We start from the raw sequence: 18,107 nt of genomic DNA, 5'->3' as shown, positions 1-18,107 counted from the left end.
TACCACGCCACGCCCCACACAGTAACCTGCTCACCACCGCAATCGGTCGGCTGCAACCCGGCTGACCAGCACAAACCGCACCTACAAGACACAAGGACCACTCATCCCGGGCCCGTGGAACCCGGCAGCCAACCCGCGGCCCGGGCCACCCCCGGTTGCCCACACGCTGCTGATGACCAGCCAAAACCCAACCCGAACACGATCAGACCAGGCCGCACCCCCGACGAAAGATCGAGGCTAACGAGATGGGCGGCTTCAAGGAAGTCCTCGTTGCGAACCCGGATGCGGGTAAGACCTCGGCGACGGCTCAGGCGCAGAATACGTCGTGGAGTCGTGATCCGCCTACTTGGTGCGCCTTTCATGTCGTACCCGCACCTGAGGGCGTGCCTGTGGGCCCTCTTCTTGATCGGTCTACCCCTGATCCCGTTCTGGGCCTTGACATATCGCAGTGAACGGGAGCACTCTACGTCAACGTTGTCGTCAGGCTGACGAGTGAGGAGACTCCGATGACCACACCGCATGCCGTTGATGCGGGCCGACAGCTCAAGGGTGTACTTCCGCAGCATCGCCGGGCCGCTTTATCTGCGCTTTCGGGCCAGGCCATCGAATACTACGACTTCTTTCTCTTCGGAACTGCGGCCGCCGTGGTGCTCGGCCGGGTGTTCTTTCCATCGGCTGATCCCGTTGCCGGAACGCTCGCGGCATTCGCGACCTTCGCGGCGGGATTTCTGGTGCGTCCGATCGGTGCCATCGTGTTCGGTCACCTCGGTGACCGGATCGGACGTAAGAGCGTCCTTGTCGTGACGCTCATGCTCATGGGTGGTGCAACCACCGCGATCGGCGCCTTGCCCACCTACGATATGGTCGGCGTCTGGGCACCGATCGGTCTGGTTTTTCTGCGGTGCATACAAGGATTCGCAATCGGCGGTGAGTGGGGTGGTGCTTCGCTCGTCGCCTTGGAACATGCGCCCAAAGGTCGTGCCGCGTTCTACTCGTCAATAGCGCAGTTGGGTTCGCCGCTTGGGCTGATGGCATCCACACTCATGGTTCTACTGTTCGGCACGATGTCGGACGAAGCATTTCTGGCCTGGGGCTGGCGCGTTCCCTTCCTGTTTTCCGCCGTGTTGCTGGTCGTGGGCTTGGCGATCCGGCTGCGCCTGTCGGAGACGCCGGCGTTCATCGAGGTAAAGCAGACCGATCAACGGTCACGCTGGCCGATCGCAGATCTGCTTCGCACTGCATGGCGCCCGCTGTTGATCGGGACCACGATCACGCTACTCAGCAGTGGTGGCTGGGTTTTGATCAATACGTTCACCATCGGCTACGCAGTGAGCCACCTCGGTCTCGATCGAGAGATCGGCTTGACCGGCCAATTCATCACCGCAATCATCAAGGCCGCATTGCTCCTCTTCGTCGGTTACTGGGCGATCCGGCGACAGCCCAGGCTGATTGCTGGCGCCGGGGCAGCGCTTATCGCGGTCTGGGCCTTCCCGCTCTACCTGTTCGTGGACACGGGTGTCCCAACCGTGATCTGGATCGGGCAGGGCATTGCCACGGTTTTCGAAACTCTGATGTCTGCGGTGCTTCCCGCATTGCTCGCCGCCCAATTCCCAGTCCATCTGCGCTACACAGGTATTTCGCTGTGCTACCAGGGCGGCAACGCGATCGGCGGACTCACCCCGGTCGTTGCCACCTACCTGGTTGAGGAGACGAATGCCTCATGGCCATTGGCTACCTTGCTGGCGGTACTCGGTGTGATCAGCGCGCTGGCCTGTCTATCCGCCCGAGGAAACACCCTCGACCTGAACGCACCGCGCACTACCGCCAGCCAGGCCGGAAATTTCGCACCTGTGCTTCCGGTCACCCCGCTGGGTAACAATGACGACGGTGAACGCGCGATCCTGACGAGCTCCGAGGCGCGGGAAGAGTAACCCGCCTTCCAGTTCGCGCTCGGCTTCGAGGTCTTCGAAGGTGCTGCATTGATGGTCCACTTTGGCCGGACTCGTTTACGAGGCGATCGTAAGTACGCCTGCACCGACCAAGGTGGCTCGTACTCCGAGTTGGGAGTGCACGACCCGCAAATCGGATTGAAAGCTCAGCCGGGCATGCCGAGCCACCGCCGCGCGGAGCGGATCCCACAGCGGCGGACCTGCCTGGGCGAAACCTCCGCCGATTACGACCAGACCGACGTCGAGCGTTGCCGTCGCTGACGAGATCGCGTGCCCGAGTGCAGTTCCCGCGCGGTGCAAAGCTGCCGTAGCGATCGGGTCGCCGGTCCGGGCGCCTTCGGCGAGTTCTACGCCAGTGTTGCCGGTCCACCCCTGATCGCGCGCCCACCGCACCGCAGAGTGTCCGCTTGCGATAGCCTCTACACAGCCGTGTCCGCCACAGGTACACGGGTCATCGAAGCCCGGAACCAGAATGTGGCCGACATGTCCCGCATTGCCGGTGCGTCCGAAGGCGACCGAACCCCCAACCAACAACCCGCCACCAATGCCGGAGGAGACCGTCATTGCTAGCGCGTCGGATATGCCGCGGGCGGCTCCGAAGCATTGTTCGGCCAACGCGAGGCATACACCGTCCATGGCAAATCGTATGGCGGCATTGGGGAACAGCTTCTGTGCCGCTGCGACGACAGGAAAGCCGGTCCGCCACTCCGAGATGTTTGGCGGTGCCGTCGCCCCGGCCATTGTGTCGATCGGCCCAGCCGAACCGATGCCCAGACACTCGACCTGCTCGTCAGCCGCAACATCCAGCAAGAGCTGTCGGCAAGCGCCCCATACCGAACTCGCTGGAACGGCGGTCGTTCGGATCTGGTGCACAGCACCATCTAGTGACACGCGTCCGGCTGCGAGCTTCGTTGCGCCGATGTCGAGAGCCAGCACTGTCATCCTCACCAACCTTGATTCGTCACGCTGTTGCAGGATCCTTCTATCGGTTTGCATGAGCCGCGTGCGCCGAACTGCGCAAGTGCCGCGGGTGGCCGACCGACACCACTGCCGCGTGTGGATGACGGGTATGTGAATTCAGCGCCGTATCGACGGCATGTCGGACATTGACAGAGCATACGGAAGAGTGTTTGCTACGTCAACGTTGACCTAGTGAAGAGGAGGAGGCTGACATGGCTGCAGACCGAGTTGCGGTGGTTGTGCCGCACACTCACTGGGATCGCGAGTGGTACGCGCCCTTCGAGACGATGCGGTTCCATCTCGTCCGTTTCCTGGACGAGTTGATCGAGACCATGGAGAACGATCCCGACCTGCCGGTGTTTCTGCTGGACGGGCAGGCGGTGATCGTTGAGGACTACCTGCAGGTCCGCCGCAGTCAGCGCGACCGGGTCATGGCGTTGGTTGCTCAAGGGCGTCTGCGGCTGGGTCCGTTCTATGTCCAGCCGGACGAGTTCCATGTGACGGGTGAGGCCATCGTGCGCAATCTACTGGTGGGTTGCGAAGTCGCTCGGGGTTTTGGGCGGGTGATGCGGGAGGGTTACTTGCCAGACACGTTCGGACATGTGTATCAACTTCCTCAGATTCTGCGTGGTTTCGACATCGATACGTTCTATGCGATGCGCGGATTCGGGTTCGATATCGAGGAGACCGGCAGCGAGTTCTTCTGGCAGGCACCAGACGGCTCACGAGTGTTGGCAACGTGGCTGAGCGAAAGCTACTCCAATGCGGCAGTGTTGTCACCGGATCCGAAGTCGATGTCATTGCACCACGGCACGCTGGTTCGATACGACTCGCTGACGGAGCTTCTGGATCGTCTGGCACAGCACTCTCGGACGGGCGTACTGCTGCTGCTGAACGGTGGCGATCACCTTCGAGTGCAGGCCGAGGTGCCGACTGCGATAGCGGCGCTCAATGCTGAGTCGACCGTGAAGCTACAGTTAGGCGGACTCGAGGAGTATCACGAGCTGTCGCTCGCGTGCCCGCCGAAAATAGTGATCGAAGGGGAGCTGCGGCGCGGTCGACGGCACGACGTGTTCGATGGAATTGGGTCGACCAGGACGCCGCTGAAGGCTGTCAACGAACAAGTCGAGTCACTGCTGTGTGGTGTAGCTGAGCGTCTGGATGCGCTGGCCATGGGAGTAGACGGGCGCAGTTCGCGCGATTCGCTGAGGTTCGCCTGGGGAGAACTACTGAAAAACCATGCTCACGACTCGATCTGCGGTTGCTCGGTTGACACAGTTCACCAGGACATGATCGACCGCTACCAGGGCGTAAAACGCATCGCTGAAGCAGTGACGCGGGATGCGCTCGAACGTATCAGCCACGCCGTCGCTTCCCCCGTCGCTCCCCAGCAGGTCCCGATCGTCGTGATCAACCTCAGCGCGCACCCCCGTACCGATGTCGTGGAAGTCGATGTCCTACCCGACCTCGACGCGCCACTCGGTGAGCGACGCTTCGGTTGGACACAAGGCGCGAGTGTGGACTGGGCGGCCTACACGCTGCTCGACGCGAATCAGCACAGCGTGCCGTTCACGGTTTCCTCAGCTGAGCAGATCGTGGTGGCAGACACCCTGAACCGCAGGAAAGAACTTCGACAGGACCACATCACCTTCGTCGCAACGGATGTTGCTCCACTGGGCAACGCGACCTACCAACTGGTGCCGACCAGGGAGATACCACACTACTCGCCCGCACAGCACGAACCAGCGGTCGAGCGGACCGCCCGGGGTCTCCGCAATGCCCACCTCGATGTCGTTGTCGCCGACTCGGGGACGGTGTCGATCACGCACCGGGGCACGGGCCGGACATTCGCCGGGTTGCTGGAGTTGATCGATGACGGCGATGCTGGTGACGAGTATGGCTTCGGCCCGCTTCCCGACGATGAGCTTGTCTCCTCGACGGCAAGTACTTGGAGGGTGGAAGCGGGCTCCAGCCCGGACACGCTCACCATGTTCGCAACCATGGATTTACCGATTCGGCTGCGACCGGATCGGCGTACCCGGTCGGCCGAGACGGTAGAGCTCCCGATCATGATGGAGTTGAGGTTGAACGCGCATTCCGATCGGCTCGATGTGATGGTGTTGGTAGATAACCTCGCCGAGGACCACCGGCTTCGGATGAGGTTTCCTACCGGCACCGGGAATAGTCACTCACGTGCGGAATCTGCTTTCGGCGTCGTGCACCGAGACGGTGCCCAGACCCCTGTGACATCGGAATGGGCGGAGGCTCCGACAGGTGTGTTCGCGTTGCGGCGGTTCGTCGCTACGCACGACAACACAGCTGGGGTGCAAGTGCTGACGGAGGGCCTGCACGAGTACTTCTGCACAGAGGAAGGCACACTGGAAGTAACCCTGCTGCGGTCGGTGGGATGGCTGGCACGTCTTGATCATCCTCTGCGGCAACACAAGATCGGACCAGCATTGCCTACTCCCGAAGCGCAATGCGCGGGTCGGCGCGCATTTCGATTGGCGGTCCGGCCGTATCGATCCGGCGACCCAACAGGGCTGCTGTATAAGGCTGCGGAGGAATTTTCGGTGCCGTTGGTTGGCTGCGCAATCCAAGGGACAGGACCCACCGGTGGCTGCACCACGATCGGTGACGCCCCGGGCCTGTTGAGGCTCGCGATCACGCCAGCGGACGTCGTCTTGTCAGCGATGAAGGTCGCCGAAGACGGTGATGGCATCATCCTCCGAGCCTTCAACTCGAGCAACGACAACGTGACCGCGCAGCTGCGGTTCGGGATCGATCTGGCGGATGCGACCGTCTGCAATCTGGAAGAGCGACCCAGACAGGCGCCGATACCGATAGTTGGTCGTGCACTCTCCATCGATCTACGCGGCGGCGAGATCTGCACGCTGAGGCTGCGGCGACCGGACACGCGATGACGGGTGACATAGCGACAGCGGAACCTGCTGCGTATGGCGACTGTGGCGCGTCACTGAGGATGGTGATGTTGCCGTCATCGGCGGTGGTGATGATCGGGGTGTGAGAACGGCCCCGTCCGTGTGCCGGGCGGGGCCGTGGTCGTCGTGGTGACGGCGTGGTCGCCGCCGTGCTGTGGTAGTGGTCGTTGTGGTGTGGATTTCCGTCAGTCCGAGGAGGTCTCGCTGATGGCGATGCGAGCGGATTTCTCGTCGACGATGGCGTGGTCGGTAGCGAAGGCGGCGGTGAGTGCTTGCAGAGCGAGGTTGTTGACCGCGCGGGGGTGACCGCGGGAAGCGTTGTGGATCAGCGCGACCGCGTCGTCGGAGAACAGGGTGTCGGTGCGGCCGGCGATGGCGCAGTGGTGGCGGATGTAGTCGGCGGTGTCGGCAGGGTTCATGCCGGTGATGCTGTAGCGGACGGTGATGCGCTGGTCGAGCGCGGCCAGAACACCCAGGCGCAGGCGTTGCCGCAGGGTGGGCTGGCCGATTAGGACGACGGCAAACGGGCTGCCGGAGTCCATGTCGTGGTTGGTGAGCAACCGGATCGCTTCGAGCTGGTGGTTGTCGAGCAGGTGGGACTCGTCCAGCGTCAGCACCGGGTGGCGACCCCGTTCGGCGGCTTCGCCGGCCAGAGCGTCCGCGGCCTGGGGTGCCAGTGCTGAGGTGTGGTAGGCGGGGGTGTGGCCGAGGGCGGCGACGATGTGGTGGAGCATGCCGCGGACCCCGATAGTCGGGTTCGGCAGATAGATGACGATGTGACGGGAAGGGTCCAGGGCAGCGGTCGCGGCGCGGACCGCGACGGTCTTGCCGGCGCCGACCTCACCGGTGATCACCCCGATCGCGCGCTGGTCGACGCACCAGCCGATGCGGGCGACGGCTTCGCTGTGGCCGGGGTGGCGGTGCAGCATCGACGGCGCCAGGTCCCGGCCGAACGGCATGCGGTTGAACCCGTAATACTGTTGCAGGCCGACACTCATGCGATCCCTGCCTCGGTGTCGGTGTCGGTGTCGGTGTCGGGCTGGCTCGGCATTTCGCCGTAGCCGCTGCTGTAGAGGGCGTGGTAGCCGATGCGCTGGTCCTCACGAAGTTGCTGCTGGTGGGTGGCGGCGGTCAGCGCGAGGTAGTCGATCCCGGTGACTGGCGGCGGAACCGGTTGCGGGGTTTCAGGTTTCGCTTTCGGATGGGCGTGGCGGGTGATGGCGTGTGGCAGGGCTTGCCCGTAGCTGCGGTCGCGGTAGCGGACCTCGACGGTTTCCAGGTCGAACGGGGAGAAGACCAACTCGACGCGGCGCCCGGCCAGCCCGGCATCGACGAGGTAGGTGTTCGAATGCAACGACACCGTCGCTGTCTTGGTGACCGTGCGATACTCGCTCCAGAGAAACGCCTCGGTCAGATCCGCGGCGGTCGGCATGGCCGGGGTGCGGCCGAGCCGATCCCAGCCCGATTCCCACCGCTGCAACGGTGTCTGCCCGGTTTCGGACGCGGCGATGGTATTCGGTTTCGATCCAGGCGGTGAACAGCCTGTTCAGCTCCAGCAGCGCGGTAGCATGGTCGACGCCGGCCGCGGCGAGGTCCTCGGCGGTGGTGTCGGTGACCTCGACGAGGAACTGTTCACGGAGGGTGCGGAAGAATCTCTCGATCTTCCCTCTGCCCTGCGGGCACCCGGGTGTCGAATTGATCGTGCCCATGTAGCGTTCGATCTTCCCGTGCCCGCGGGGCTTGCCGGGCAGCGAGAACACCGGCCGCACCTTCAGATCCGCGAGCACCTGCTCGAGGTGGCGGGAGGTGAAGTCGCTGCCGTGGTCGTGTAGAGCACCTCCGGGATGCCGCACACGTGCCAGTCCGGGTCGGTCTTACGCCAGATCGCCTGCCGCAGCGCGAGTGCGGTGTTCAGCGCCGACGGCGCGCCGAGATTGACGGCGTACCCGGCCACCGCACGGGAGTGATCGTCCTCGATCGCGGTCAGCCACGGCCGCGCGGGCTTGCCGGACGGAGTGAGGACCCACAGATCGAGCTGGGTGTGATCGGCCTGCCAGATCTCGTTCGGCCGCGCTGCCTGGCGCCGGTACACCAGGTCGAACACCTGCCGGTACCGCTTGTCGCCCTCGAGAGCCAGTGTCCGCAGCGCGGGGTCGATCCCGGCCACGACGGCGTAGACCGTGCTGTACGACGGCACCGGCCAGCCGCGCTCGGCGGCCACCTCGCTGACCTGGCGATGGATCACCGCCGCGGTCGGCGCGGGCTGCCGCAGCGCCAGGCCCTCGATCAGTAGCACCATCTCCTCGGGAAACCGTCTTTGCCCCTTGGTCTTCCGGTCTTTGCGTACCAACCCGGCCAGGCCCGCCTGCTGGTACGCCGCCAGCCACCGGCTCGCGGTCCGCACTGGTACCCCCGCTGCGCTGGCCGCCGTCGTGAGTGCGACACCATCCTCGAGGTGCGGGCGCAGGACCGCGAACCTCTGCATGGCCTGTTCTCGCTGTGCGTCGGACAAGCCGTTCTCCGGTTGCCGCATCACCCGATTCGGTGCCGTCCACCGCGTCAGTATCGGCTGAGTCCCCGAACGGCGCACTCGAAATGGGGGTAACCGGCAGGCACCGGCGGAAGCGAACGGCTGAATCAGGCTGCGATATTGAACAAGGTGAGCTCCTGAGCGGTGGCCGCGCCCTGTTCGGCACGCTCACGGATCGCGCAGGTCGGGCCGATGCCGTTCGCGACCGACGCGGCTGATACCAGCCAGCCGTGGCAGCGGCGTTCCCTGTCAAGTCTGGGTGTGTTGCAAGACCGGGGTGACGAGAGATCACCATCGGCCGCTCAGCTGCTAGAGAGTCCGTCTTTTCTGTCGGTGCCGGATCGTATGGTGGTCGCGTGACCGATATTGCTCCGCTTGCTGCTTCGACTCGGGCAGTGTTCGGTGCCTCTGGCGTGCATGCCGTGGTGCGGGCCGGGCGGACGGTGCATGCGGTCAGCCTCGGGCAATGGGTCGAGGACGAGGAAGTGCCCGAGCTTCTTTGTCATACGGGTGTCGCGGGGTGGTCGCCGACGGCCTTGGTGCCGACGCGAGCGGAAATCACCTGCGCTCGATGCCTGCGCCGGATCGGCGCGGGCACCACTGCGCTGCGGCAACTGCTGTTGTTCGGCGATGACGAGGTTCAGGCCGCCGGATAGCGCAGATATCAATTCGTCTCGGGGTTGATCGGGATGACGGTCCGGCTGCTGATGCGGCCGGATTTCTGTGTGAGGCGGTCGTTTTCGACGGTGAGGACTTTGACGATCCGTGCGAACGCTTCGACGGATTGTTCGAGCTCGTGGATCTTCTTGCGGGCTTCGGCGAGTTTGCGCTGGGTGGATTCCAGCTCGTCGCGCAGTTGCTGTTCGCTGGCGGGGTGTGTCCTTGCGCGCGGACGCGGGCGTAGAACTCGTCCTTGAGGTCGGTGTGACGGTGGGTGAGGACGTGTCGTTTGACGTCGGCCTCGGTGGCGAGGGACCCGGCGGTTAGAGCGCCGTCGGATCGTAGCGGGGTGCCGGCCAGCAGCCGGTCGATCGCGGCGCGGATCTGGCCGCGTTGGTCGGTGGTCATCGTGGCTCTGGATCGGTGGTTGTGATGCGGGTGCGGTCGTGGGTGTCGGCAAGCTCGATCAGTGAGGCCGCGCGGTGTTTCAGCCGCTCGGCGACAGGTTGCGGAACGAGCGGCGAATCGGCCTGGGTGCGGATCTGGTCTGCGGCCGTGCGCAGTCGCCGGGCGTGGGTGTCGGTGCGGGCGATGTTGGAGCAGTTGGTGTGGCAGCGGTCCAGGCTCGGTGTTGGGGTGGGCCCGCTGGCGTTGGCGGGGTTGCAGAGGGCCTTGCCTGGGTCGTAGTTGCAGGCGAGGTAGGCGTCGGCGTTGTCGAATACGGTCAGCGCCGGATCCGAGAGCAGGGCTTTGGCCTGCCGGGGTGTGGTGACCAGACCGCCGAAGCGGTCGTGCTGCTCGTGCGCGGCGCGGATCAGCCGCCGGGCAGCGGGCCCGGAGACGCCCTCACCGTGGTCGAGGGCGTCGTGGACCTCGCTGAGTTGTTCGGCGACCGCGCGAGCGGTTTCCAGGTCCAGCAGCTCGTGGATGCCGTCGCGTTGGCGGGTGGCGTAGCCCTCGCTGATCACCGTGCGCATGTGCCGCATGTGCCCGTATTGGACCGCGAGGGCGACCAGGCCGCCGGGTCGGCGGGCGATGTGCCAGGCCAGGCTCCGCCGGAACCGGGCGGTGCCGATGTTGCCGTGCGGGTCGGCGGGGATAGCGACCCCGCGGCCTGGCCTGGTGGTGTGGTCCGGGCGGTCTTGAAATGCCGTGCATGGATGAGATGACAACGGCCGCCGGAGCTGTCGTCGCGGCCTGGCCGGGGTTCGGGACAGCAGCCGACTTCGAGGGCGAGCACTTCGCTCGGGCGCATCCCGGTCAGTAGGCGATGACCACGAAGCACGCGGTGGTCAGCAACCGGACGAATGGCTCGACCTGGTCGAAGTCGATGGCGCTGACCCAGGGTTCGCCCTCGATCAGGCCGGTGATCGGGATGTCGAGCGGACACCGTCCGGGGTTGGTCTTGCGATAGCGCTGCCAGCGTGGAGTCTTCAGAACGCGGTGGACCTTCTTGTGTGGGGTGCCGGTGATCGCGGCGACATAGGTTGCCGCGGCGCCATCTCGCAGCGTGGTGTGCGTGGGCAAGGGTTTCCCGGTTGCCTCCAGGTCTTCGAGGTAGGCGATCAGTGCCGGCGGTGTCCCGCGGGGCAGGTCGGTGTCGGGTGTCTGGGCAACGACCCGCCGCAGTCGTTGTTCCTCGGCCCGGGCAGCGAGGATGTCGTCGGCGAACTCTTCAGTGAACTTCAATGCCTAGATCAGCAGCGGACCCATGGTGGCCGGGCTGATCGGCTCGGTCGAGTTCTCTGCGGCGGCAGTGGCCGCGGGCAGATAATCGTCGAAACCTTCGGTCTCCCAGGGCGGGACGCCGATGCGCGACCGGGTCGGCAGGTGAGGCGCGAACGCGCGGAGCCGGGTCAGCGCGATCAAGTGGCTCGCGGCGGTGTTGCGCGCGACTTTACGAGTTTTGACCACGTAGTTTCCGTAGTCGGCAAGGACATCGGTGGTTGCTTGGGTCAGTTCGGTGATGCCGCGCTCGCTGAGCCAGGTTGCGAATACCCGCCAGGTCACGGCGGTGCCGAACATCCGTTGAGGGCTCAGCCGCGCCCGCATCATCGAGCCTCCACGAGTGAGCACCGTGTCCGGGACCGGGAAGTTCAGCAGCGCCCAGACGGCGTGACGGAACTGCTCACGCAATTCGGCAGGGAAACTCTGCCACTGAATCCGGTCGCTGGTAGTCGACGGATTGTCACTGGTGAATGTCAGCGACCAGACCGGATCACCGAATCGAGGGATGAGCTCGCGGCGTTGTTCGGTGACCGTTGCCGGGTCGACCACCGGATCGGCGGGAGCCGGGAGAGCTGGTTGCCGCCATGGTGCGGTCACGAGTCGAACCCCTTGCGCAGCAACAACTCGATGGTCGCGCGGTCGCCGGCGTTGACCGCCGTCAGCGCGTCGGCCCATTCTGCTGCGGTGAACGAACTGTCCTTGAGCTGGGTCAGCCGGCTGTGGTGCTCGCGCCAATCGTGCTCCCAGGCCCGGGTGGGCAGAACGGTGCGCAGGCTTTCCAGTGCCTGGTGCAAGTAGGCCAGGCGCGGCAGATGCCGCGGTGTGACCACCGCGTTGGCGCAGGCCAGGCAGAGCAGAAACGATGCCCGGCAAGGCGATCCGTGCGGGCTGAACGGGCTGTGAGTGTAGTCGCCGCAGTTCGCCGTGGGAGTGTCGGTGCCGAGGTCACCGGCGCAGGAATCATCGGTAACTCTCGCCGCGACAACAGCTTTAGCGTGGTCGAGGGCATCGGCGATCCCCTCGGCGATCACCGCTTCGGCGCGCCGGTGCGTGGCCGGATCACGCAGAACGTAGACGCTGTCGTGAACGTCGCGGCTGTGCTGGGCGGGAGTGCGCCGATGCAGGACGGTCACGGTGCGCCGCAAACGCCGCAGATTCAGCTTCCCGGCTCCGGTCACCTGGCTCCATCGACGGAAGGCCGGGTCGCCGACGCCGATGCCGGTGCCGATGCCGGTGCGCAGCAGCGCAGCGCGATCCTCGACCAGCAGGGGAAGATGAACATGCCAGACGAGGAGCAGATCGGTCGCAGCGCCGTGAGCGCGCAACAGGTCACGGGCCGGGGCGGTGGCTTCGATCGCGCGGGTGAACAGCCGCCCTGGCGAGTTCGGGCCCCAGTCGGTCAGATTGCGGGTCTCGTAACGGTGGGTCGTGTGACGTCGGCGTTTCTCCAGCTCGGCCCGATAGACGATCGGCTCACCCGGCGCTGACGCGGACAGCACTTGCGGAACCACCATCTCCGAGACGGCCGTGAGATTCCAGCCGTGAGCACTCACGATCAGCGTCACCAGCGACACCATCTCGACCCGGTCGAGAAACAGCCGCCGCCAGGTCCATTCCGAGCTGATCCCGCCCAGCGCGTCCAGGTAGGGCGCGACGACCCGACGATGACCGTCCGCGCCGACATCGACAGGAACATCCCCGGTCCGCGCCAAATGGTCGAGCGCTTCACCCAGCACCCACTCGCGGCTGCCGTCGGCGAATGCGCCCGACCGCCAAGCATCCAGATGCGCCCGGTTCTCGGCGATCCGCTGCCAGGCCCGCCGGAAGTGGCCGGCCGCAGCCTTTTTGATCTCCTCGAATTCCTCCGGTGAATACGCCGATTCCGTGGCACCCGAGTAAGCGACCCGTCGCAGGACCGCCTCGCGAGTCTCCTCGGGAAGCTGATCATCGCGCTTCAGCAGTGCCGCGATCTTGCGAATCTGCCTCTGTCCCAAAGGCTTCTGTGGGCGACTGATCCTCCACTGGTTCCAGACCGCGGGCGTGATGTCAGCGATGGACTGTGGTGGAGGGTCCAGTTGCGCGAGCCATCGGGTGAACGTGCGGACCAGCAACCACACCTCCGTGCTCGAGACCGTCGATCGCCATTCCCCCGGCGGGTAGATCCGGCTCGCGAACGCCGCAGCGAGAGATCGCTGCAACGCAGCCGACACCGGCAACGCACCGAAGTCGAAGATCGCCCGCTGATCACCCTTCTCGCTGATGTGCGTGACCACCGGACCGACATCGTCGAGCACCGATGGCCGACGGTGCCCTTCGGCCGGCAGCGCGGCGTGCACTCCCCGCGCCATCAGCCGGCCACCTCGGCATCCAGGATCCGGTCCGACGCCGCCGCCAGCTTCGCCAGCAGTTCGGCGACATCCGGATCGTCGTCCTCGATCAACAGTGACCGCACCTCCAGATCCGAGACCGGGGCCAGGTAGATATCGCGGGTGTCCTGTTCGCTCGCGTGCCCGAGAAGGTCTTTGACCATCCGCCAGGGCGACATGTAGAGCAGCATGTAGTCGCGGCGTTCCTCGGGCGTCAGATCCAGCCGCATGTCCAACGCCCGATGCAACGCCACCAGCATGTAGAGCGCGAACGAATGCCGCGCCATATGCGGCGTCGCGAACGGCGGACCCGGCACCACCCCCGCCAGCATCACCGCGCAACGCCGCGACGCCGACCGGAACACCGCCTCCCAGGAATGGCAGCCGAACGGGGTCCCGTCCTCGGCAAGCCACAACCACAGCGGCTCCAGCCCGCTGTGCCCCTGGACGAACAACCGCCGCCGCTCGTCCGGCTCCAGCGCATCGATCCGACGTTCCCCGGTCCGGCCGTGCCGGTCGCGCCAATGCAGCACCCGTTGCTGCCACCCGGACTGCTTGACGACCAGCCAGATATCGTCCAGCGCGTCGTAACGGCCTCCGGTTTGCGCCCGCCGGATCGCAGCCCTGCGGGTCGTAGCGCAATACGCCTCGACCTCCCGCAACACGATCGCGGAGATGTAGAACGTGCGGGCCCGCTTGCCCTTGGCCACCGCCGCTGCCAGCCGGGCCTCGACGTACCGCTGCGGCGTATTCGCCGAGGCAGGCAGCTCGATCGTCAACAGCGACCCGCCCTCCCCGAGCCGCAATCCGCTGCTCAACAGCAGGTCGGCGAACGCGGCATTGCGGTCATCGTGACGGCCGCGCCAGGACGGGTCCACGCGGCCTTCGGCGGTGTAACCACGCAGCCCGACATCGCGCCACAACCGAAACGCCCTGGGCGTCAACCACTTCACGTTCGAGGACCGGACGTCCTTCGCTCGCGCCTCGGCCACCTCCACCAGGTCCCCATAGCGGTTGCGGACCGTCTTGACCCCGACCGGGCTCTCGGCCACAAACCCCTGCTTGACCGCCCACCTATAGAGCCGGCTCAGCGCCGCCAACTCCCGGTTCCACTTCGAGCCGCTGATCCGCCGCATGTTCCGCGGCGACCGCCGCCGCCAATCCTCGAAGTCGAGCAGATCATCGTCTGCTGCGTCCCAGTACTTCCCGCGGCTCCACAAGAAATTGAAGAACACCCGATAATCCGTGGTGTACGAGCGCTTCGTCGCCTTGCGAAGTTTCGCAAACGACGACCGGCCGAAATAGCGCGTCAAACGCGCATCCACCCGGAAGTCCGGATCCACCATGAACGGGTCACCCGGATCCAGCCCGAAGGACTCCTCCCGCTCGACAAGATCCCACCACTCATCCAGCAGCGGATGCTGACCGGCCGGAGCAAGCAGCTCCGCGGACACCCAATGCACCGTCCACAACCTGGACATCACCCTCCTCCATGTACTGCAACATGATCAGCTGCAACACACAGAGTTAAAAGGGAAGCGCCGACAGTGCGTGACGAGTTTGACCGGGGGCCTGCTGTCGGTATCGGCCATGTCGTGTCCTATCCGACCGCGAGCAAATGAGATCCGAAGTCTGACACCAGAGACCGACAAATTCTCGAGCTTGGTCAGCTTGGATGGATGGCTGCCGTGGCTGCTTTCACCTCGCCGTGGACCACGGCGAGGCTGACGCCGACCCCGCGCGCGATCTCGCGCAGTGATTGGCCCTCGGCGTGGCGGGCGAGGATCGCGCGTCGCTTGTCGTCGTCGACGACGCGGGGCCGGCCGCCCTTACGGCCCTGCCGGGCAGCGGATTCAGGCCGTCGCGGGTAACGCCTGGATCGACGCGGCCCGCCATGACCCCGAACCCGCCCGCGGCATGCTGGCGATGCTCACCGCGCTCGACCCCAAAACCGATGCCGCGCAACGGCGTCAATTCCTCATCACCGAGATCGGCATCCCACCTGAATTCCTCATTCCACCAGCCCCGGTGCCGATGGACCCGGCCCGGCGGCCGCGACCGCCCTACGCCCGCACCGCCGTAGTCGCGATGCTGGAAACGGAGGGATTCGATCGCGAAGGCGTAGAGCGGGAGATCACCCCGTTCCTCGGTGAGCTGCAATTGCTGCGCGGTGTCACCGATCCCCGCCGCTACCGGTTCACCGGTGACGACCTCGAGCAGCTGCGTGCCCGGCTCAGCCTGTGACAGCGGCGGCCGGTTGAGCCCGCAGGTAGCTGTAGACGGTTTCGCGGCTGATCCCGAATTCCCTGGCCAGCAACGATTTCGATTCACCAGCGGCGGCGCGGGCACGTAATCGGCCGGCCTGCTCTTCGGTGAGGGCGGGTTTGCGGCCGGTGTAGGCGCCGCGGGCCTTGGCCGCGGCGATGCCCTCGCGCTGGCGTTCGAGGATCAGCGCGCGCTCGAACTCGGCGAAGGCACCCATCACGCTCAGCAGCAGTGTCGCCATCGGCGAGTCCTCCCCGGTGAAGGTCAATGACTCCTTGACGAACTCCACCCGCACCCCCTTACCGGTCAGCAACCGCACAAGGTGGCGCAGATCGTCAAGGTTGCGGGCGAGCCGGTCCATCGAGTGCACGATCACGGTGTCACCGTCGCGGACGAACCCGATCAGCTCCTCGAGCTTCGGGCGCGCGGTGTCCTTGCCGGATGCCTTGTCGACGAAGGTCCGTTCGACGGCGATGCCGTCGAGCTGGCGCACGGTGTTCTGATCGACCGCACTCACCCTGACATAGCCAACGCGCATAACTACCCTTTCCGAGACTCGAAATGTCAGGTTGGAGCTTAAGAATCGACTGGACATGCGTCAAGAAATGAAGGAATGGGACTCTATTCTGACTTCTTTCACCCCGGTCGTGGGTGTGGTGTTGGGGTCTACCCCAGATAGGCATACCGAAGGCGCGGCTGGCCGCCGAATCGGGGGCAACCCCGCATGGGTGGTATCGACTGCCACCGAGCGTGGTGGTTCCCAAGGCTGGATATAGCCCGACCGGTTGGCATGTTTGTACCCTGCCCAGGTAACTGGCAAATCGTTGATCGGCCGTGCCGTGTTCGGGAAAGCTATCGGGAAAGCGTGGGCGGATCTTCGCGACGAGTTGATACCCCTCACGAAGAGCGCTGCGGAAGTGCGGGCAGCGCCACCGCGGCGCAGCGCGGAATACCTTCATGCCGCAGGGTCCGCGCTACCTGCTGCCGACGAGTCGAATGCTTTGAAGGTCGCTGCCGCGTCCGTCGGTGATCGAGAGCCACATCCCCATCCCGGCTCGCCGGGAGCCGACTCTTCACAGTCGAGCAATGCTCATCCGCAACTTCCTGTTCGTCGGCGGCCCGGGGAACTCGAACGGCTCAACGAACAGATCGCGACGGGGCTGACCGAACGCCACGGTATCGAGGTGTATGGCTTCGGTACACCAGGCGTCGACACCGGCACGGTCCGCGAAATCGTTACAGCTTTGGACGACATGCTTGCAAAGTATCCGCATACCAGAATTTTGTCGGTGGAGATCGGTGACGTAGACGGAGATATTGCTCGGGCACTCGAAGATAGATTACCCCATGCCGATCTCACAGCTACCAGGATAACTTTCTCAAGGAAGTACGCCACAGACCCGGCGCTACTGTCGAAGGATGTGTCGGAGGCGGTGCAGAGAGGGCACTTTTCCCCGAGAGCCGAAGGTCCAGCGTACAGCGCAATAGTTCACGAATTCGGTCATGCGCTAACCTATGCAGGTCGGTCGGATGCCGTTGGTAGAGCAGATTCCGTCTTGTTTGACCATTATCTACGGACATACCGCCACGAGGACCCGCGGGGCGACCTATACGAAACTTGGCGAGACCAGTTGAGTGGATACAGTTTCTGGAAAGGGGATTTCCATCCGACTGAGGCATTGGCGGAGGCGTTCACCGACGTTGAGCTGAATGGCGACCGTGCTAGCGAACCCGCACAAGTGCTGCATAAGCTACTGATAGACACGGCAGAGTCGGAGTGGCGGAAAGAAGGGTTGATTTGAGAGGTAGAGGATTGTCCGTCGATCAGGTTCGACGCAACTTTGATACGAGCCTAGCGCGCGCGTTGGAGGGGCTGGCTCCCGGATCTCACACAGGTCTAGGGCCTCATGTCGAAGGTGCATTGATCGCTATAGCCTCGGCATACCCAGCGGCCGGTGATGAGCTCATCGCGAAAGCCCGGCACGAGTTCGCTCGGGAATTGGCCAGACCCGAGCACCAGAGCGGATAAGCAGCCCGTCTGGCTGCCAGACAATAGCGCGCCCGACACGAATCGTCACCCCCTCGACGAGTAGCTGTCCGACCCGCGGCTGACGTGGATAGGAACCCGACGGTGTGTGGATCAGATGCTGCGGTTAGCGGTGGGATGTGCGGCATCAGCACGAAACACAAGACGGTTGTCCAGGGACGCGGAACACCGCCAGTGAACGCGACTTCGAAAATCAGTGAAGAGGGCTTCGAAAAGCGACACCCGACGAGCGCCATCAGGGGGACCTCCGAGCGTTCGGTAAACGTGTTCGACAACCAGGCGAAACCGTACCTCACAACGAACGGGTTTTCGAACACCTGCTCCTGCGGAAACACCCGGCCGGATGGCAATGATGTTCTCGTTCGGGAGACGGTCGTTTTCCGAACCCAGACGACGCAACCAGACGCCCTACGCCACCTTGTCGCGAAATCCACGCACAGCACACCGATCCAATGGAGCGAACTTCCGCGCACATCGCCAAGTACGATGTCGGGCCCGTCACCACCAACACGGACCGCACCATGACAGGCAAGTATTGATCCGAAACTAAAAGGTTGAAGCGTAAGTGGTGTGTGGGGCCTGGAAGTAGCTGCGGGCGCGGCCGGGGAGCTTCTGGACGCGGTGGAAGAACGAGCGCACGGCGGTCTCCATCTGGGCGGG

At 64.7% G+C, this 18,107-nt stretch carries 13 protein-coding genes and 3 pseudogenes; 5 read left to right on the top strand and 11 right to left on the bottom strand.

Going from position 1 to position 18,107, the window contains the following annotated elements:
- Positions 1-506 precede the first annotated feature (506 nt).
- Positions 507-1,931, top strand: a complete 1,425-nt coding sequence (locus IU459_RS35355; RefSeq protein ID WP_195133954.1) for an MFS transporter — start codon at positions 507-509, stop codon at positions 1,929-1,931.
- A 75-nt stretch (positions 1,932-2,006) separates the two neighbouring features.
- Here IU459_RS35355 and IU459_RS35350 read toward each other — a convergent pair whose 3' ends face one another.
- Positions 2,007-2,891 carry an ROK family protein gene (locus IU459_RS35350; protein ID WP_195133955.1) on the bottom strand — a complete coding sequence of 295 codons (885 nt, stop codon included), beginning with the start codon at positions 2,889-2,891 and terminating at the stop codon, positions 2,007-2,009.
- A gap of 230 nt (positions 2,892-3,121) precedes the next feature.
- Between IU459_RS35350 and IU459_RS35345 the strand changes: the two genes are divergently transcribed.
- Positions 3,122-5,833 carry an alpha-mannosidase gene (locus IU459_RS35345; RefSeq protein WP_195133953.1) on the top strand — a complete coding sequence of 904 codons (2,712 nt, stop codon included), beginning with the start codon at positions 3,122-3,124 and terminating at the stop codon, positions 5,831-5,833.
- Between the two features lie 203 nt (positions 5,834-6,036).
- Here IU459_RS35345 and IU459_RS35340 read toward each other — a convergent pair whose 3' ends face one another.
- From IU459_RS35340 to IU459_RS39005, 4 genes and pseudogenes are all read right to left on the bottom strand, one after another.
- Complete coding sequence (locus tag IU459_RS35340; RefSeq protein WP_195133952.1) at positions 6,037-6,849, bottom strand: ExeA family protein; 813 nt, start codon at positions 6,847-6,849, stop codon at positions 6,037-6,039.
- Positions 6,846-7,937 (bottom strand): annotated as a pseudogene (locus IU459_RS40565) (DDE-type integrase/transposase/recombinase); the annotation flags it as partial. The gene IU459_RS35340 and the pseudogene IU459_RS40565, both read right to left, overlap by 4 nt.
- A 72-nt stretch (positions 7,938-8,009) precedes the next feature.
- Positions 8,010-8,336, bottom strand: a pseudogene (locus IU459_RS40560) (helix-turn-helix domain-containing protein); the annotation flags it as partial.
- Between the two features lie 152 nt (positions 8,337-8,488).
- A pseudogene (locus tag IU459_RS39005) lies at positions 8,489-8,617 on the bottom strand (DUF6011 domain-containing protein); the annotation flags it as partial.
- A 159-nt stretch (positions 8,618-8,776) separates the two neighbouring features.
- Between IU459_RS39005 and IU459_RS35325 the strand changes: the two are divergent.
- Positions 8,777-9,037: a hypothetical protein gene (locus tag IU459_RS35325; RefSeq protein ID WP_195133950.1), complete on the top strand. Its 261-nt coding sequence runs from the start codon at positions 8,777-8,779 to the stop codon at positions 9,035-9,037.
- A gap of 408 nt (positions 9,038-9,445) precedes the next feature.
- On the opposite strand, the gene IU459_RS35320 is transcribed toward IU459_RS35325, so the two are convergent.
- The 5 genes from IU459_RS35320 to IU459_RS35300 form a co-directional block, all read right to left on the bottom strand.
- Positions 9,446-10,213 (bottom strand): hypothetical protein, encoded by a 768-nt coding sequence (locus IU459_RS35320; RefSeq protein ID WP_195133949.1) that lies wholly within the window; start codon positions 10,211-10,213, stop codon positions 9,446-9,448.
- An 88-nt stretch (positions 10,214-10,301) separates the two neighbouring features.
- Complete coding sequence (locus IU459_RS35315) at positions 10,302-10,730, bottom strand: hypothetical protein (protein WP_195133948.1); 429 nt, start codon at positions 10,728-10,730, stop codon at positions 10,302-10,304.
- 3 nt (positions 10,731-10,733) lie between these two features.
- Positions 10,734-11,366: a hypothetical protein gene (locus IU459_RS35310; protein WP_195133947.1), complete on the bottom strand. Its 633-nt coding sequence runs from the start codon at positions 11,364-11,366 to the stop codon at positions 10,734-10,736.
- Positions 11,363-13,117, bottom strand: coding sequence for a hypothetical protein (locus tag IU459_RS35305; protein ID WP_195133946.1), 1,755 nt, complete (start codon positions 13,115-13,117; stop codon positions 11,363-11,365). Before IU459_RS35305 ends, IU459_RS35310 begins: the two co-directional genes overlap by 4 nt.
- Positions 13,117-14,616 carry a site-specific integrase gene (locus IU459_RS35300; RefSeq protein WP_195133945.1) on the bottom strand — a complete coding sequence of 500 codons (1,500 nt, stop codon included), beginning with the start codon at positions 14,614-14,616 and terminating at the stop codon, positions 13,117-13,119. Before IU459_RS35300 ends, IU459_RS35305 begins: the two co-directional genes overlap by 1 nt.
- A 436-nt stretch (positions 14,617-15,052) precedes the next feature.
- On the opposite strand from IU459_RS35300, the gene IU459_RS35295 reads away from it, so the two are divergent.
- Positions 15,053-15,379 (top strand): hypothetical protein, encoded by a 327-nt coding sequence (locus tag IU459_RS35295; RefSeq protein WP_195133944.1) that lies wholly within the window; start codon positions 15,053-15,055, stop codon positions 15,377-15,379.
- Here IU459_RS35295 and IU459_RS35290 read toward each other — a convergent pair.
- Positions 15,369-15,938, bottom strand: coding sequence for a recombinase family protein (locus IU459_RS35290; protein ID WP_195133943.1), 570 nt, complete (start codon positions 15,936-15,938; stop codon positions 15,369-15,371). The genes IU459_RS35295 and IU459_RS35290 overlap by 11 nt on opposite strands.
- A 286-nt stretch (positions 15,939-16,224) precedes the next feature.
- Between IU459_RS35290 and IU459_RS35285 the strand changes: the two genes are divergently transcribed.
- Complete coding sequence (locus tag IU459_RS35285) at positions 16,225-17,202, top strand: hypothetical protein (RefSeq protein ID WP_195133942.1); 978 nt, start codon at positions 16,225-16,227, stop codon at positions 17,200-17,202.
- Positions 17,203-18,107 lie beyond the last annotated feature (905 nt).

Source organism: Nocardia amamiensis, assembly GCF_015477605.1.
Classification (GTDB): domain Bacteria; phylum Actinomycetota; class Actinomycetes; order Mycobacteriales; family Mycobacteriaceae; genus Nocardia; species Nocardia amamiensis_A.
Note: the sequence above shows the minus strand (reverse complement) of the source record. Positions and strands in the feature narration are given on the sequence as shown.

Coding starts and splice junctions, on each gene's coding strand:
- IU459_RS35355 (WP_195133954.1), top strand. CDS start 507: ATGACCACACCGCATGCCGTTGATGCGGGCCGACAGCTCAAGGGTGTA.
- IU459_RS35350 (WP_195133955.1), bottom strand. CDS start 2,891: ATGACAGTGCTGGCTCTCGACATCGGCGCAACGAAGCTCGCAGCCGGA.
- IU459_RS35345 (WP_195133953.1), top strand. CDS start 3,122: ATGGCTGCAGACCGAGTTGCGGTGGTTGTGCCGCACACTCACTGGGAT.
- IU459_RS35340 (WP_195133952.1), bottom strand. CDS start 6,849: ATGAGTGTCGGCCTGCAACAGTATTACGGGTTCAACCGCATGCCGTTC.
- IU459_RS35305 (WP_195133946.1), bottom strand. CDS start 13,117: ATGGCGCGGGGAGTGCACGCCGCGCTGCCGGCCGAAGGGCACCGTCGG.
- IU459_RS35300 (WP_195133945.1), bottom strand. CDS start 14,616: ATGTCCAGGTTGTGGACGGTGCATTGGGTGTCCGCGGAGCTGCTTGCT.
- IU459_RS35295 (WP_195133944.1), top strand. CDS start 15,053: ATGCTGGCGATGCTCACCGCGCTCGACCCCAAAACCGATGCCGCGCAA.
- IU459_RS35290 (WP_195133943.1), bottom strand. CDS start 15,938: ATGCGCGTTGGCTATGTCAGGGTGAGTGCGGTCGATCAGAACACCGTG.